At 71.7% G+C, this 15890-nt stretch carries 15 protein-coding genes and 1 pseudogene; 5 read left to right on the forward strand and 11 right to left on the reverse strand.

The genetic code is table 11. The annotated features are described in order from the left end of the window. A pseudogene (locus QM582_RS10945) lies at positions 1 to 209 on the reverse strand (Asp-tRNA(Asn)/Glu-tRNA(Gln) amidotransferase GatCAB subunit A); the annotation flags it as partial. After that, positions 206 to 502: an Asp-tRNA(Asn)/Glu-tRNA(Gln) amidotransferase subunit GatC gene (gatC, locus tag QM582_RS10950; protein WP_415084340.1), complete on the reverse strand. Its 297-nt coding sequence runs from the start codon at positions 500 to 502 to the stop codon at positions 206 to 208. The pseudogene QM582_RS10945 and the gene gatC, both read right to left, overlap by 4 nt. 162 nt (positions 503 to 664) lie before the next feature. Here gatC and QM582_RS10955 point away from each other — a divergent pair, with 162 nt between their 5' ends. Then, a complete protein-coding gene (locus QM582_RS10955) occupies positions 665 to 1285 on the forward strand; it encodes an ACT domain-containing protein (protein ID WP_415084342.1) in 621 nt (206 codons plus the stop codon). A gap of 251 nt (positions 1286 to 1536) precedes the next feature. Here QM582_RS10955 and QM582_RS10960 read toward each other — a convergent pair whose 3' ends face one another. The 5 genes from QM582_RS10960 to QM582_RS10980 form a co-directional block, all read right to left on the reverse strand. Beyond that, entirely contained in the window at positions 1537 to 1746 is a 210-nt protein-coding gene (locus QM582_RS10960) for a hypothetical protein (RefSeq protein WP_415084343.1), read from the reverse strand. Positions 1747 to 1751: 5 nt separating this feature from the next. Next, positions 1752 to 3011, reverse strand: coding sequence for an RNA polymerase sigma factor (locus QM582_RS10965; RefSeq protein ID WP_415084345.1), 1260 nt, complete (start codon positions 3009 to 3011; stop codon positions 1752 to 1754). Between the two features lie 16 nt (positions 3012 to 3027). Next, complete coding sequence (locus tag QM582_RS10970; RefSeq protein ID WP_415084347.1) at positions 3028 to 3384, reverse strand: YciI family protein; 357 nt, start codon at positions 3382 to 3384, stop codon at positions 3028 to 3030. Positions 3385 to 3474: 90 nt separating this feature from the next. Further along, a complete protein-coding gene (ligA, locus tag QM582_RS10975) occupies positions 3475 to 5592 on the reverse strand; it encodes an NAD-dependent DNA ligase LigA (RefSeq protein ID WP_415084363.1) in 2118 nt (705 codons plus the stop codon). Between the two features lie 39 nt (positions 5593 to 5631). Next, on the reverse strand, positions 5632 to 7110 hold the full coding sequence (locus QM582_RS10980; RefSeq protein ID WP_415084348.1) for an AAA family ATPase: 1479 nt from the start codon (positions 7108 to 7110) through the stop codon (positions 5632 to 5634). Between the two features lie 185 nt (positions 7111 to 7295). Between QM582_RS10980 and QM582_RS10985 the strand changes: the two genes are divergently transcribed. Continuing rightward, positions 7296 to 8597, forward strand: coding sequence for an ankyrin repeat domain-containing protein (locus tag QM582_RS10985; RefSeq protein ID WP_415084350.1), 1302 nt, complete (start codon positions 7296 to 7298; stop codon positions 8595 to 8597). Here QM582_RS10985 and QM582_RS10990 read toward each other — a convergent pair. Beyond that, positions 8572 to 9030, reverse strand: a complete 459-nt coding sequence (locus tag QM582_RS10990; RefSeq protein WP_415084352.1) for a hypothetical protein — start codon at positions 9028 to 9030, stop codon at positions 8572 to 8574. The genes QM582_RS10985 and QM582_RS10990 overlap by 26 nt on opposite strands. Before the next feature lie 82 nt (positions 9031 to 9112). Here QM582_RS10990 and QM582_RS10995 point away from each other — a divergent pair, with 82 nt between their 5' ends. Further along, positions 9113 to 9556, forward strand: a complete 444-nt coding sequence (locus tag QM582_RS10995) for an NUDIX hydrolase (protein ID WP_415084354.1) — start codon at positions 9113 to 9115, stop codon at positions 9554 to 9556. A gap of 262 nt (positions 9557 to 9818) precedes the next feature. Here the strand turns inward: QM582_RS10995 and QM582_RS11000 are convergent, their stop codons facing one another. Together QM582_RS11000 and mnmA are read right to left on the reverse strand one after the other, a co-directional pair. After that, positions 9819 to 10802 carry a methionine synthase gene (locus QM582_RS11000; RefSeq protein ID WP_415084355.1) on the reverse strand — a complete coding sequence of 328 codons (984 nt, stop codon included), beginning with the start codon at positions 10800 to 10802 and terminating at the stop codon, positions 9819 to 9821. A gap of 2 nt (positions 10803 to 10804) precedes the next feature. Beyond that, entirely contained in the window at positions 10805 to 11881 is a 1077-nt protein-coding gene (gene mnmA / locus QM582_RS11005) for a tRNA 2-thiouridine(34) synthase MnmA (RefSeq protein WP_415084357.1), read from the reverse strand. A gap of 103 nt (positions 11882 to 11984) precedes the next feature. Between mnmA and QM582_RS11010 the strand changes: the two genes are divergently transcribed. Further along, positions 11985 to 12272, forward strand: coding sequence for a HigA family addiction module antitoxin (locus QM582_RS11010; RefSeq protein WP_415084358.1), 288 nt, complete (start codon positions 11985 to 11987; stop codon positions 12270 to 12272). 83 nt (positions 12273 to 12355) lie between these two features. Here QM582_RS11010 and QM582_RS11015 read toward each other — a convergent pair whose 3' ends face one another. Then, positions 12356 to 13486: a cysteine desulfurase family protein gene (locus QM582_RS11015; protein WP_415084360.1), complete on the reverse strand. Its 1131-nt coding sequence runs from the start codon at positions 13484 to 13486 to the stop codon at positions 12356 to 12358. A 169-nt stretch (positions 13487 to 13655) separates the two neighbouring features. Here QM582_RS11015 and glgX point away from each other — a divergent pair. Then, a partial coding sequence (glgX, locus tag QM582_RS11020; protein ID WP_415084361.1) for a glycogen debranching protein GlgX occupies positions 13656 to 15890 on the forward strand: 2235 nt, incomplete at its 3' end.

Genomic DNA, 15890 nt, shown 5'->3' on the forward strand with positions numbered 1-15890 from the left:
CCGAGCTCGTCGCCGGCGGCACGGGCGGCGTCCACCGCGTCGGCGGCGGCCAGCGCGCGCTCGCCGTCCACGTGCAGGAACGCCTTCACCGCGCCGTCCACGGCCGCGATCCGGTCCAGGTGGGCCTGGGCGACCTCGCGGGCGGAGACCTCGCCGCCGGCGATCAGTCCGGCCAGGTCGGCGGCGCTGCGTGGCAGCAAGTCGCTCACTGCTCCTCCCCCAGGATCCGCGGCACCCGGAACCGGTCGTCCTCGACCGCCGGCGCCCCGTCCAGCACCGCCTCGACCGGCAGCGACGGCCGCACCTCGTCGGCCCGGAAAACGTTGGTCAGCGGCAGCGCGTGCGACATCGGCGGGACGTCCTGCCCGGCCACCGCGCCCACCTGGGCGACGGCGTCCAGGATCACGTCCAGTTGAGGCGCCAATGTGGCCAACTCCTCGTCCGACAACTCGACTCGGGCCAGCGCCGCCAGGCGCGCCACCTCGGCTGTGGTCAGGGCCACCGTTGCTCCTCGCTCTCGTCGGAGCGCCCATCGTAGTGCTGGCCGGCCTGCGGTTTCCCGCGGTCTTGGAGCCGCGGCCCGATCCGGTCGCGGACCCGGCCGCCCCGTTCCGCGCCCTGGGAACATCGAACATTCGTAACAAATCTGCGGGAGACTGGGGCGATGTTCCTGCTGCGCGTAGGTCTGCCTGACCGGCCCGGCTCGCTGGGCGCGGTCGCCACCGCCATGGGCACCGCGGGCGCCGACATCCAGGCCGTCGAGATCGTCGAGAAGTACGAGGGTTTCGCGGTGGACGACTTCATGGTCGAGGTGCCGCTGGGCACCCTTCCGGACGCCCTGATCACCGCCTGCACCAGCATTCCCGGGGTGACCGTGCTGTGGTTCTCGCACTATCCGGAGGGCTGGGGGCTGCAGGCCGACGTGGCCGTCCTGGACGAGATGACCGAGAATCCCGACCGCGCCGAAGCGATCCTCACCCACGCCGCACCGGCGGTATTCCGGGTGAACTGGGCGGCACAGATCGACCGCGGCGACGGCCGGGTGATCGCCCGCACCGCGACCGCTCCGGACGTCGATCAGTTGCCCCTGGCGAGGCTGGGAAGCCTGGACGCGCCGCGCTGCGTCGAGTTGGCCGACGACTGGCTGCCGGGCTGGCCGGAGATGGTGATCGCGGCCGCCCCGTTCAAGGACCGTTCGGCGCTGGTGCTGGCCCGCAAGGGTGGTCCGGCGTTCATCAAGTCGGAGCTGGCGCGGTTGCGGCACCTGACCGCCTTGACCACCTGACACGCGCTTGCCGAAGAAATCCCTGAGAAAACTCCGAATATGTTAAGCTAGCGATCAGCTAGGTTGCCTCGCGTGAACTCGTCCCCGTCGAATGGGCCGTGAACGCTTTTGTGCATCAACGGCGCGACGACTGCCCTGCAGTAGCTCTCGCGTGAGCGACCCAGCAGCCGAGGATCGGGGGCCTTCGGCAGTGGTGTGTCGGAGCCGTCGCCGGCACCGGCACACCACCGGCCCGATCCGGTTCCGCAGTCCTAGCCCGCGCCGCTCATCATGGTGAAGATGTACCAGCCGTAGGCAAACAGCACGCCGGCGGCGGCCACGAATCCCAGCGACACCCACCAGCGCAGCCGCTTCTTCTGCCGGGTCGACGGCACCTCGGCCGGGCCCCACTCGCCCAGCTTGGGCCACACCCGCGGCGGCGCGCCGGCGTTCAGGTTCAGGTTGCTGTTCAGGCCCTCCACGGCGGTCAGTCTAGCCTCGGCGGTTTCACGCCGGCCGCTGGGTCGAGCGCGCCCAGCCGGGACTCGATGTGCCGGCGTTCGGCACCCTGCACTCCCGCGGCGAGAGCCTCGCGGTAGGCCGCCCGGGCCTCGTCGAGGCGTCCGTCGCGGGCCAGCAGCTCGGCCCGTGCCAGGGCGACCCGATGGTTGCCGGGCAGTCGTTCACCGGCGGCGCGCAGCAGGGCCAGCCCGGCTGCCGCACCTTGGGCGTGACCGACCGCGACGGCACGGTTCAGCCGGACCACCGGTGATCCGGTGAGGTCCTCGAGACGGCGGTAGCACCGGGCGATGCCGGCCCAGTCGGTCTGCTCCGCGGTGGCGGCGGTGGCGTGGAAGGCGGCGATCAGGGCCTGCAGCCGCAGCTCCTCCGGATAGCCGTCGGTGGGTTGCAGCCGGGTCAGCCGGCGCAGGCCCGCGGCGATCTCTGCGCCCCGCCACCGCGTCCGGTCCTGGTCGGCGAGCAGGACCAGCGAGCCGTCCGCCGCGGCCCGGGCGTCCCGGCGGGCGTGATGCAGCTGGACCAGGGCGGCCAGCGCCTCCAGCGTCGGCTGCCCGGGCAGCAGATCGGCGGCCAGCACGGCCAGCCGGACGGCGTCGCCGGCGTCGGCGACCCGGACCACCTCGTCCCCGCCCGGCGCGTAGCCGGCGGTGAAGGCCAGGTAGATCGCCCGCGCCACATCATCGACCCGCTCCGGCCAGCGGTCGGCGTCCGGCACCGCGAGCGCGACGCCGGTCTGGGTCAGCCGGCGCTTGGCCCGGGTCAGCCGGGCCGCCATGGTCGGCGCCGGAACCAGGAACAGCCGGGCGATGGTCTCGGTCGGCACACCCAGCACGAAGCGCAGCGCCAACGCCGGCCGGACCTCCTCGGCGAGCGCCGGGTGGGTGGCCATGAACAGCAGCGGCAGCCGCTCGTCGGCGTCCTCGCCCGGCGCCGGATCGGTGCGGGCACCCGCCTGCCGGGCCGCGATCGCAGCCCGGAACTGCGGCGCGGCCTGCCGGCGTTCGCGACGGTGCGCGTCCAGCAGCCGACGCCGGGCGACGGTGGCCAGCCAGCCGGCCGGATTGCCCGGGACGCCGTCGGCGTCCCACTGCTCGGCGGCCTGGGCGAAGGCTTCGGCCAGGGCGTCCTCGGCCAGGTCGGGACGTCCGCTGGAGCGGATCAGACCGCCCAGCAGCCGTCCCCACGCCTCGGCGTGCACCCGGCCGAGGACAGTGCCGACCGTCATTCGTCGGGGCCGGACATCATTCGTACGGGTTGGCGACCGGCTGGATCTGCATGTCGTAGGCGGGCAGGACGCCGACCAGCTCGATCACCGTGTCGAGGTCGGGTGCCTCGATCAGGTAGAACCCGCCGAGTCCCTCGATCACCTCGGCGTAGGGGCCCTCGGTGATGGCCAGCTTGCCGCCCCGGGTGCGCAGCGTGGTCGCCGTGGACGGGCCGCCCAAGGCCTCCGCGGACTCGATGCTCACCCCGTCGCGCGCTTCGCAGGCCGCGTCGAACGCCTCGAACTGCCGCATGCCGGCGGCCTGCTCCTCTTCGGTCAGCGAGTCCCACGGGGGCAGCTCGCCGTCTCCGATCAACAACACCAGGTACTTCATGGCGACTCCTTCTGGTCAGGACGGGGGACGGTCCCGTCTTCATGGTGTCGTCCGGAGCGGCATGGAATCGACAGCTGCCGGGAACAAAGTTCAGGATTCCTTCGCGACGGCGCGGGCGGCGTCCGGACCGTCGTCGAGCAGCACCTGGAAGCCGGCGGCGTCCAGGATCGGACGCTTCAGCGCCACCGCCTTGTCGTACTTGGAACCGGCGTTCTCCCCCACCACCACGAAGTCGGTCTTGCCCGACACCGACGCCGCGGAACGGCCGCCGCGGGTGGTGATCGCCGCGGCCGCGCTGTCCCGGGTGTAGCCGGGGATCGAACCGGTGACCACCACCGACAGCCCGGCCAGCGTCTGCGGGACCTGCTCCGCGGCGTGGTCGGGCTCGTCGGCCAGGACACAGCCGGCCGCCTGCCACTTCTCCACGATCGCCCGGTGCCAATCGACGGTGAACCAGTCCCGGATCGCCGCCACCAGAGTCGGGCCGATCCCTTCGACCGCCGCCAGTTCCTCCTCGGAGGCCGCCTGCAACGCCTCGATGCTGGGGAAGGCGGCCGCCACGTCGGGAGCCACCCCCTTGCCGATGTGCCGGATCGACAGCGCCACCAGGAACCGGGCGAACGGACGGTTCTTGGCCTCGGACAGGTTGGCCAGCAGCTTCTCGCCGTTCGCCGACAGGTAGCGACCCTGCGGGTCTTCGCCCTTGCGAGGGCCGCGGGTGAACATCGGCACCTGGATCAGCTTCTCGGCGTCCAACGCGAACAGGTCGCCCTCGTCGGCCAGCAGGCCCGCGGTGAGCAGGGCGTCGGCCGCCTGCCAGCCCAGCACCTCGATGTCGAGCGCCTGCCGGGACGCCAGATGGAACAGCCGCTCGCGCAACTGGGCCGGGCAGGACCGGGTGTTCGGGCAGCGCAGGTCGGCGTCGCCCTCCTTCTCGGGCGCCAACTCGCTGCCGCAGGCGGGGCAATGGGTGGGCATCACCCATTCGGTCTCGGTGCCGTCGCGCAGCGCCACCACCGGGCCGAGGATCTCGGGAATCACGTCGCCGGCCTTGCGCAGCACCACCGTGTCGCCGACCAGCACCCCCTTGCGCTTCACTTCGGACGCGTTGTGCAGGGTGGCCTGCTCGACGGTGGAGCCGGCCACGAACACCGGCTCCATCACCGCGTACGGGGTGACCCGCCCGGTCCGCCCGGTGTTCACCCGGATCTCCAGCAGCTTGGTGGTCACCTCTTCCGGCGGGTATTTGTAGGCGATCGCCCAGCGCGGCGCCCGGGAGGTGTTGCCCAGCTGGTCCTGCCGCTCGCGGTCGTCCACCTTGATCACCACGCCGTCGATCTCGTGCTCGACGCCGTGCCGGTGTTCGCCGTAGTGGGCGATGTAGTCCCAGGCCTCGTCGACGCCGGACACCACCCGGTAGTGGTCGGAGGTGGGCAGCCCCCAGGACTTCAGCAGTTCGTAGCCGTGCGACTGGCTGTCGATGGTGATGCCGGTCACCTCGCCCAGCCCGTGGCACAGGAATCGCAGCTTGCGGGACGCGGTCACCCGCGGATCCTTCTGCCGCAGCGAGCCCGCCGAGGAGTTGCGCGGGTTGGCGAACGGTGCCTTGCCGGCGGCCACCAGGCCCTCGTTGAGCGCGGCGAAGTCCTCCGGACGCATGAACACCTCGCCGCGGACCTCCACCAGGTCCGGCACGTCGCCGTCCAGCCGGGCCGGGATGGAGGCGATGGTGCGCACGTTGGCCGTGACGTCCTCCCCCACCCGGCCGTCGCCGCGGGTGGCGGCGCTGACCAGGCGTCCGCCCCGGTAGACCAGGTCGAGGGCGAGCCCGTCGATCTTCAGCTCGCACAGCCAGCCGGTGACCGGGGCGTCCTTGGTCACCCGCTCGGCCCAGCGCCGGAAGTCCTCCTCGGAGAAGACGTTGTCGAGGCTCATCAGCGGTCGCAGATGGGTGACCGGGGCGAACGTGGCGGACGGTGCGCCGCCGACCTTCTGGGTCGGCGAGTCCGGCGTCCGCAGCTCGGGATGGGCCTCCTCGATGGCCTCCAACTCGCGCATCAGGACGTCGAAGTCGCCGTCGCTGATGGTGGGCGCGTCGGTGACGTAGTAGCGGAAGCGATGCTCCTCGATCTCCTGAGCCAGTTCGGCGTGCCGGGCGCGGATGTCGTCTGCGATCACGTCCCGCAATCTATCGCCGCGGGCCGACAGTTCCCTGCCCGGGCGCCCGGACGCGGGGGTGTCCACGGGCTATTCGACGTCGAGTTCGAACTGCTCCGACCATTGCGGCGGACCGCTCTGCTCCGGTGCCGGTTCGGCGCCCACCAGGGCCCGGGTGAGCCGGGCGTCGTCGGCGAAGAAGTCGGCCAGGCAGGCACTCAGCACGGCGTCGGTCACCGTGTCGGTGCCGGCCTCGACCGCGGCCAGGATGGCCCGCCGCATCAACTCCTTGATGGCCGAGGCGGTGACGCCCTCGGTGGCGGCCACGGCGTCGGTGAGGTCGGCGTCCAGCCGAGCGCCCCGGGTGTACAGCCGGAACAGCCGCTCCCGTCCCGCGGCGTCCGGACGCGGAATCTCGATCGCCAGGTCGACCCGGCCCGGCCGCTGCACCAGCGCCTCCTCAAGGTCGGCGACCCGGTTGGTGGTGAGCAGGAAGGTGACGTCGGCGTCGGCCGCGACACCGTCCATGGCGTCCAGCAGGGAGAACAGCAGCGGGTTGCCGTCCGGACTGAAGCCACGATCCTGAGCGATCAGGTCGACGTCCTCCACCACCACGACCGACGGCGCCAGCCGGCGCGCCAAAGCGGACGCCGGCTCGATCAGCCCGAGCCCCTGCCCGGACAGCACGATCACCGTGCGGCCGTCGGCCCGCCCGATCAGGTGTCGCACGGTGTGGGTCTTGCCGGTGCCGGGTGGGCCGTAGAGCAGCAGCCCGCGCTTCAGGTGCACCCCGAGCTCGCCCAGCCGGGCGGCCCGGGCGCCGATGCCGAGGACGTGCCGGTGCAGCTGGGTGAGAACGTCGGCGGGCAGCACCACGTCCTCCGCCCGGACGTCGGGTCGCGGCAGGAAGCTGACCAGCTGGTTGCCGTAGTGCTCACTGATCCCGAACGAGACCACTTGGCCGCGCAGCACGTCGAGTTCGTCGGTCAGTTCGCGGAGCCGCTGCAGCACCCGGCCGCCGCCGGCCGGATCGGCGACCAGCAGTTCCACCCGGACCTCGCTGTCGCCATGACCGCTGAAGAGCCGCAGGCAGAGCACCAGCGGCGACCCGTCCGGGGCCTGTGTGGTCACCAGCCCCAGCTTGACCACGTCGCTCATGGTGTCGGGACCGACCGCCACCTCGACCCATTGCGGTCGCGCGATCGTCTCGCTTCCGGAGCGGGACTCATGATGGAGCAGATCGGAAAGTTCCTGGTGTTCCGCATGCGGGACAGCCAGGCCGAACCAGTCGGCCTCGGCGCCCAGGTAGGCGTCGACGGCACGCTGCACCGACGCGTGCCGCCACAGCGGCCAGTCGGCGCCGACCACGGTCGCGTCGGTGACCGGCACGCCGAGGTGTGCCTCGATCAGGCGTGCGGTCGCCGACGTCCGCGACGGCACGGCCCGCGCGGCCATCGCCAGCACCGCGTTCAGATTCGCCGCCAGCTCGGCGGCCAGCCCCGCTTCGAGTGCCGCGCCGGTCGGCTCCGGGTTGTTCTCGTCGGGAGCGAAGGTGATCCATCCAGCCATGGGGTCACCCTATGAGGCCGCACCGACACGATCTGCGACAGCCTCGGAGTACGCTGTGACCCGGCGGTCAGGACGCCACCGGTCCGCGGGAAGGGGCTCAGCCCTCCTGGCTGATGCACGGTGTTCCGGCCCGACCTCCTTTCGGCCCGACGCAGCGGACCGCGGGCTGACGAGAGGAGGCCCCGATGGCCTTGTCCCTGCCCACCAGCCCCGATCTGGAACGCTTCCGGCGGGATGCCCGCCGCTTGCAGCGAGCCGTCCGCAGCGGCGACGCCGACGCGCTGGCACTGGCCGCCCGCCACCACCCGGACGGCGTCCCCGACCTGCCGAGCTTCACCCTGAGCGCCGCCCAACTGGTGCTCGCCCGGCACTACGGCTTCACCAGCTGGCCGCGGCTGCGTGCTTACCTCGCCGTCGCGACGCCGCTGCGCCGGGAGCCGCCCGCCGACGACGTCGATGACCCGGTCGCCAGGTTCTTGACCCTCGGCTGCCTCGGCTACAGCGGCGCGGACGAGCCCGCCCGCTGGGCCGAGGCGGGCCGGCTGCTGCGCGCCGAACCGTCCCTGCCGGAGCGCAGCATCCACGCCGCGGCGGCGATCGGCGACTCCTTCGCGGTGCGCGAGCAATTGGCTCGCGAGCCGCGTCGCGCACAGACCGAGGGCGGCCCGTGGCGATGGCCGCCGCTGATGTATCTCGCCTACTCACGCGTGCCTCAGCAGGACCCGCTGGGCACGGCCCGGGCGCTGCTGGACGCCGGCGCCGACCCGAACACCGGGTATCTCTGGCACGGATTGCCGACCCCGTTCACGGTGCTGTCCGGTTGCTTCGGCGAGGGCGAGGATGGTCCCGGACGACAGCCCCGGCATCCGCTCGGCGTGGAACTGGCCGGGCTGTTGCTCGATCGCGGCGCCGATCCCAACGACGCCCAGACCCTCTACAACCGGATGTTCAACCGCGACGACAGCCATCTCCGCGTCCTGCTCTCTGCCGGCCTCGGACGCGGCGACGGTGGGGTCTGGCAGCACCGGCTCGGTGACGCACTGGAAACCCCGGCCGAGATGGTGGCCCGACAGGTGGACTGGGCCGCCGACCACGGCTTCGAGGCTCGGCTGCGGCTGCTGGCCGAGTACGGCTTCGGCGAGGGCACGTCCGGAACCTCACCGTGGCGACGCCGGCGCCCACCGCGTCCGCAGGATCGGATCGGGACGCCGTCCGGGGTGGCCGACGCCGCCGGACGGGGCGTCGACCTGAACGCGCTGGTCGACGGACGCACCCTGCTGCACCAGGCGGCATGGCTGGGCGATGTGGAAATGGTGCGCGCCTTGCTGGACGCCGGCGCCGACCCGGACATCGTCGACCGGGAACACGGGACGACGCCGCTGGCCTGGGCCGAGTGGGCGCACGCCGACGCCACCGCAGCCCTGCTGCGCGACCGGACGGAGCAGCGAAATCGGCGCTCGCCTAGAACCCTCGGAAGATGCCGGTGATCATCAGGACGATGCCGATTCCACCCATCAGGAAACCCAGGTACTGCATCGGGATGAAGAACAGCGAGTGCCGGTTGGTCAGCGCGGCGCGCACCTTCACGCTCTCCTGGTTGAGCACGTACTCCCCCACCGCCCACGGGTCGGCGAGCTGCCCGGGTCGCTGCGGATCCGGCACATTGCTGTAGGCGCCGCCGCGCACCTGGGCGGCGATCTCGTCCCGGCGCCCGGCGTACCAGCGGTCGAATTCGGCGATCGGGCGTTTCTGGTTCAGCCAATCCCCGAAGAACCAGGTGCCCACGCCGCCGGCGATCAGCATCAGCCCGATGAACACCGGCGTCAGCGCCGGATTCACCACCGCGATCGCCGTGCCCAGTCCAATGCAGGCACCGGCGATCAGGATCGTCAGAATGCCCCAACCCCGCCAGATGATCATGCCGGTGACTATAGGCAAGCAGCGGACCACGGGACCGCGGTGTCCGGGGTTCCCGTACCGGGACCTTCGCTACGCTCGCCGGATGACTTCAGCCATCCGCAACATCGCCGTCGGGCTGCTGATCCGCGACGGCTGGGCAATGGCCGAGGAACATGCCGTCATCCCCGGTCACCATCGATTCGTCCGCGCCATCGGCGGCGGGATCGAGTTCGGCGAGCGGGCCGAGCAGGCGCTGCGCCGCGAGTTCCGGGAGGAGTTGGGTGTCGAGCTCACCACCACCGAGCTTCTCGCCGTCACCGAGAACCTGTACGAGATCGCCGGTGTTCCGGGCCATGAGATCGTGCATGTGTTCGCCGTTCGTTGTCCCGAACTGGAACAACTGCCGGTCACCGCGACCCTTCCGGTGCTCGACAACGACTCCGTCGCCCGGTGGTACCGGCTCAGCGAGTTGGCCGAGAGCAATCCGCCGTTCTATCCGGACGGCGTCACCGCGCTCGCGATGAGGATGCAGACCCGGGAAGGATGACCGGAGCCTGGCACCGGCCAGGAAGGCGGGCCCTCCGACGGCTTCGGCATCCAGGCTCCTTCCACGGCTGCGACGGGGTTCGGCGATCTCGATTCCACGGCTGCGACGGGTTCGGCGATCTCGACATCGCCGTCCGATGGTGGGAAACCTCGCCGATCTCGTGTCCCAACCCGAAATCCGCGCACCTTCCCACCATCGGCGAGCGATCTCGACATCGCCACGTTCCGGTCAGGCGGAGGGGTGGCGAGGCGGGTGCCCCGCGCTACTGGCGCAGCGCCTCGTCCACCAGTTCGGACGCCCGGCGCAGCGCTGCCAGCGCGGACGACGCCTGTCGCGGCGAGAACCCGGCCAAGCCGCAGGCCGGGGTCAGCACCAACCGGTCGGCCAGCACCGGTCCCAGTTCGAGCGGACGCAGCAGCCCCAGCACCCGGCGGACCAGGTCGTCCGGACGCCAGTCCCGGGCGGCACCCGCGGTGGGCAGGCAACCCAGGTACAGCTGGAGCCCGTCGTCCACCGCCTGGGCCAGCGCGTCGACGTCGGCGATCAGGTCCTGGTCGAGAGCCACCGCCCCGAACCCTGCGGCCCGCACCAGGTCCACACCGAGACCGGGTGCACAGCAGTGCAGCACACCGGACGCCGTCGCCTCGGCGAGCGGCCGGAGCGCCTCGGCAACCTCCGGCGGATGCACCGCCCGGTGCCGGAAGTAGCCGCCCTCGGTCGGCACCGCGCCGTTCAGCACCGCGGGCAAGGACGGCTCGTCCAGCTGCAGCACGATGGTGGCGGACGGCAGCCGCCGGCGAGCCTGGGCCAGCAATTCAGCCACCCCGTCGGCCAGCGATTGGGCCAGATCCCGGCGGGCGGCGCGGTCGCCGAGCACCCGTCCGCCCAGCGGCAGGAACAGTGACGCGGCCAGCGTCCAGGGACCGGCCACCTGCAGCTTCACCGTGCCGGTGTAGTCGTGGGCCTCCTCCTCGAACCGGTCCAGGTCGTCGCGCAGGGTGGCCTGGGCGCGGCGCTGGTCGATGCCGGGATGATCGCCGAGCCGCCACTCGCCCGCCACCAGTTCGACCGGCAGCTCGGTCAGCACCGCGGTGCCGCGTCCGATCAGGGACGCCCACGGGCCGCGGGCCGGCAACTCGGGAAGATGCGGAATGCCGCCGTCGCCGCCCAGGACGTCCATCACCAGCCGGACGGCCGCGGGGAAATCGGTGCCGGGCAGCGACCCGGCGCCGGTGACGCCGACCACGATCAGCGCCCGGTCGCGGCGATGGTGGCCGAGCCGACCACCCGGTCGCCGTCGTAGCAGACCACGGCCTGGCCAGGGGCGATGCCGTGCGCCGGGTCGTCCAACAGCACGCTGACGCCGTCGGGACGTCCGTCGATGGTGGCCGGCATCGGCTCGCCGTGCGCCCGCACCTGCACCAGGCCGCGCCACGGCCCGTACACCGGCTGCTCGGCCCAGGTCGGGCGGATGCCGTCGATCCGGCCCACCGCGAGCGCCTCGTGCGGACCCACCACCACCCGGTTGCCGGCCGGCTCGATGCCGAGCACGTAGCGCGGGCGTCCGTCCGCCGCCGGAACGCCGAGATGCAGCCCGCGGCGCTGTCCGACGGTGAACTGGTGGCTGCCGCTGTGCGCGCCGACCACCTCACCGGCGGTGTCCACGAACTCGCCCTCGGACGTGCCCAGGTGCCGGTTCAGGAACCCGGCGGTGTCGCCGGAGGGGATGAAGCAGATGTCGTGGCTGTCCGGCTTCTTGGCCAGGTACAGCCCGCGCGCCGCCGCCTCGGCCCGGACGTCGGCCTTCGCCGTGTCGTGGCCGAGCGGGAACAGGCAGCGGCTCAGCTGGCGCTGGTCGAGCACGCCGAGCACGTAGCTCTGGTCCTTGGCCGCCTCGGCCGAGCGCCACAGCTGGGTGCGGCCGTCCGCCTCGCGCAGCACGGCGTAGTGCCCGGTGGCGATGGCGTCGAAGCCGAGGGCGATCCCGCGCTCCAGCACGGCGGCGAATTTGATCTTCTCGTTGCAGCGCAGGCACGGGTTCGGCGTCCGGCCGGCGGCGTACTCGGCCAGGAAGTCGTCCACCACGTCGGCGGCGAACCGGTCGGAGAAGTCCCACACGTAGAACGGGATGCCCAGCACGTCGGCGGCCCGGCGGGCATCGTGGGAGTCCTCCAGCGAGCAGCAGCCGCGAGCCCCGGAACGATAGGTCTGCGGGTTCTTCGACAGGGCCAGATGGACGCCGGTGACGTCGTGTCCGGCGTCGACCATCCGCGCGGCCGCAACCGCGGAGTCGACACCACCGGACATGGCCGCCAGAACACGCACCGGAGCATTCTACGGCGCGCCGCCGGCCGAACCCGACGGCAGGCTGGACGGCGGGCGACTCTCGATGCATGGTGGTCGATTACCACTGAGGGAGGTGACCATGATGGCGATGATGAACCCGGTGCACCCTGGAGAGATCCTGCGTGAAGACGTGCTGGCCGACCTCGGTCTGGGTGTCGCTGACGCTGCCTCGCGGCTCGGTATTTCTCGGGTGACCTTGAGCAGGGTGCTGCACGGACACGCCCGGATCAGCCCCAACCTCGCGGTGCGGCTGGAGCAGGCAGGCGTCAGCACCGCTCGGGCGTGGCTCGCGATGCAGTCGGCCTACGACCTCGCCGCGGAACGGGCCGCCGGCCTTCCCGTGGTTCGCAAGTTCGACCATGTGGCCTGACCCTTGCGGCGCGATCCCTTTGCACAGCTTCCATAACGATTTCATCACGATGTGAATACTCTCGCCCGGGCTGGCCGGACGTCCTATCCGAACGCCGCCCGAGCCCGGCCCACCGCGTCCGGAAGCACCGTCAGCACGCGTTCGACGGCCGCGGAATCGGTGGTGCGCCCCAGCGAGAAGCGCAGCGACGCGGACGCCTCGTCGACGCTGCGACCCATCGCCAGCAGCACCTCGCTGGGCTGATGGACGCCCGCGGTGCAGGCCGATCCGGTCGAACAGTCGATGCCCGCGGCGTCCAGGATCAGCAGCAGATCGTCGGCCCGGCAGCCGGCGAAGGTGACGTTCAGGATCGCCGGACTGACCGGTGCCTCGCCGTTCACGGCGACGTCAGCGACACCCGTCATGATGCCGCGCAGCAGCGCCTCCCGCAGCCCGGCCAACCGGCCGGCCTCCGCCGCCAAGTCACCCACAGCGACCCGGGCGGCGGCGGCGAAACCCGTAGCCAACGCGGTCATCGCGGTGCCGGAGCGAACCCGGCGCTCCTGCCCGCCGCCGAAACCCGGCGCGGCCAGGGTCAGCTCCCGCCGGATCACCAGGGCGCCGATCCCGACCGGTCCGCCGAGCTTGTGCGCCGTCACCGTCATCGCGTCCACGCCCAGCGCGGCGAAGTCCAGCGGCAGATGCCCGAACGCCTGGACCGCATCGGTGTGCACCCAGGCGCCGACCTCGCGGGCCCGGGCGATCACCGCGTCCAGCTGCTGCACCACCCCGGTCTCGTTGTTGACCGACATCACCGACGCCAGCGCGGTCCCGGTGCCGATCGCGACCTCCGCCCCGTCCGCCAGTCGTCCGGACGCCGCCAGCGGCAACACGTCCACCCGGTCCGGCAGCCGCTCCACGACGCCGGCCACCGACGGGTGCTCGCCGCCGCCGATCGCCAGCCGGGGCCGCTCCGGCCGCGAACCGGCAGCCCCCAGCAGCACCAGGTTGTTGGCCTCGGTTCCACCCGAGGTGAAGACCACTTCGCTGGGCCGCGCGCCCAGGCATTCCGCCACCGACTCCCGGCTCTCCTCCAGTAGCCGGCGGGCGGTTCGGCCCGCAGTGTGCAGCGACGACGGGTTGCCCGGCAGCGTCCAGACCGCGTCCATGGCTTCGCGCGCCCGCGGCAACAGCGGCGCCCCCGCGGCATGGTCCAGATAGACCCGCTCCGTCATCACGCCTCCTGTCCGTTGGCTGTGAGCTCTCTGTGAGCGACGCCGCCCAGGCCGGTCGATGCTTGCTTCGTCACCCTCTTGCGGCACTATATGAAGCCGATACTCCGCGGTGGCGGCCGTTTCAGCCGCCGCGTCGCGGTGCGTCTCGTCCACCGACCGAAGGCAGCCTATGACCGAGCCCGTGCCCAGCGCACCGGCCACCACCGTCCCGCTGGGGGCGCATCTGCGCTCCGGCGGCGCGGAATTCGCTTTGTGGGCCCCGCGGGCCAGCCGCGTCGAGTTGGCGCTGGTCGACGCCGAGGAGCGGCAGACCAACGTCGACCTCACGCTCAATCCCGACGAGGGCATCTGGAGCGGCTTCGTGCCCGACATCGAGGCCGGCCAGCGCTACGGCTACCGGGTGCACGGCGAGTGGAACCCGGACGACGGCCGCCGGTTCAATCCGGCCAAGCTGCTGCTCGACCCGTACGCCCGGGCGATCACCGGCTTCGTCGATTATCGCGGCCCGATCAGCGACCACACCACCGAATCGAACTTCGAGAGCGACACCACCGACTCCTTCGGGGCGGTGCCGTTGAGCGTGGTGGTGGCCGACACGCCGCCGCCCACCCCGCTGGCCGAGCCGCTGCCGCTGGAGAAGATGGTGATCTACGAGACCCATCTCAAGGGCTACACCCAGCGGCACCCCGAGGTGCCCGAGGGGTTGCGCGGCACCTACGCCGGTTTCGCCGACGACGCGGTCATCCAGCATCTGGTGGAGACCGGCATCAACGCCGTGGAGTTCCTGCCGCTGCAGCACTTCGTCTCCGAGCCGTTCCACATCGGACGCGGCCTGCTCAACTACTGGGGCTACAACACCCTCGGCTTCTTCGCCCCGCACGCCCCCTACGCCAGCGCCACCGCCGGCTCCCTGGGCGGGCAGGTCACCGAGTTCAAGCACATGGTCAGCAAGCTGCACGAGGCCGGCATCGCGGTGATCCTGGACGTGGTCTACAACCACACCGGCGAGGGCGGGCACGACGGTCCGACGCTGTCCTTCCGCGGCATCGACCACGGCGGCTACTACCGGCTGACCAGCGACAACCGCAACGACTACGACGTCACCGGCTGTGGCAACGCGGTGGACACCTCGAACCCGCGGGTGCTGCAGCTGGTGCTCGACTCGCTGCGCTACTGGGCCACCGACATGGGCGTGGACGGCTTCCGGTTCGACCTGTGCACCACGCTGATCCGCAATGCCGAGCACCACGTCCACCAGGACCACCCGTTCAAGCAGCAGATCGCCGCCGACCCGGTGCTGGCCGGCAAGGTGATGATCGCGGAGCCCTGGGACCTGGGCCCCTACGGCTATCAGGTCGGACGCTGGGGCAAGGGCTGGTCGGAGTGGAACGACCACTTCCGCGGCTACACCCGCGACTTCTGGCGCGGCGCCACCCACGGCGTCCAGGAGCTGGCCACCCGGCTGTCCGGGTCGTCCGACACCTTCGACCACGAGGGACGCCCCGCCACCAGCTCGATCAACTTCGTCACCGCCCACGACGGCTTCACGCTGCGCGACGTGGTCACCTACGACCTGAAGCACAACGAGGCCAACGCCGAACACAACCGAGACGGCGCCGACGACAACCGGTCCTGGAACCACGGCTTCGAGGGCGAGACCGACGACCCGGCGATCGACGCCGCCCGGCAGCGCGACGCCCGCAACATGATGGCGATGCTGCTGCTGTCGGCCGGCGTGCCGATGATCACCGCCGGCGACGAGATGGGCCGCACCCAGCAGGGCAACAACAACGCCTACTGCCAGGACTCCCCGGTGTCCTGGGTCGATTGGCACACCGCCGAGGAATGGGGCGGGCAGATCGAGCTGACCCGCACGCTGCTGCGGCTGCGGGCCGAGCACCCGGTGCTGCGCAACCCCGAATTCCGTAGTCACCGCGAGGTGCGCGACAGCGACGGCGAGGGCCTGGGCCGGGCCGAGGTGGCCTGGTTCTCCGAGCACGGCACCGAGATGACCATCGACGACTGGCACGATCACGGCCGCCGCACCCTGGGCCAGTACGTCTGCGACGTGGACGAGGCGTTCCTGATCTTCGTGCACGGCGGGGACGCCCCGGTCGAGGTCACCCTGCCCGGCCAGCCCTGGTCGGTGGGCTGGAAGATCGTGGCGCACACCGGACTGGATTGCGAGTTGCCGCATCGCCCGCTGGGCGTCGGGGCCACCATCAGCGTCCCGGCCCGTACCGTGGTGCTGTTGCACGGCCAGGTGCTGAACCACCCACAACCGGTGGCCGCGTCCCCGGTCAGCCCGGAGTCGCCGACCGGAACCCCGCCCGTCGCGGCGCCGGAACCGGCCGCCGACCCGCCCGCCGAGCCGAGCCCGGACGCCGCACCGGCCGACCAGCCC

The organism is Micropruina sp., assembly GCF_047607385.1.
GTDB lineage: Bacteria > Actinomycetota > Actinomycetes > Propionibacteriales > Propionibacteriaceae > Micropruina.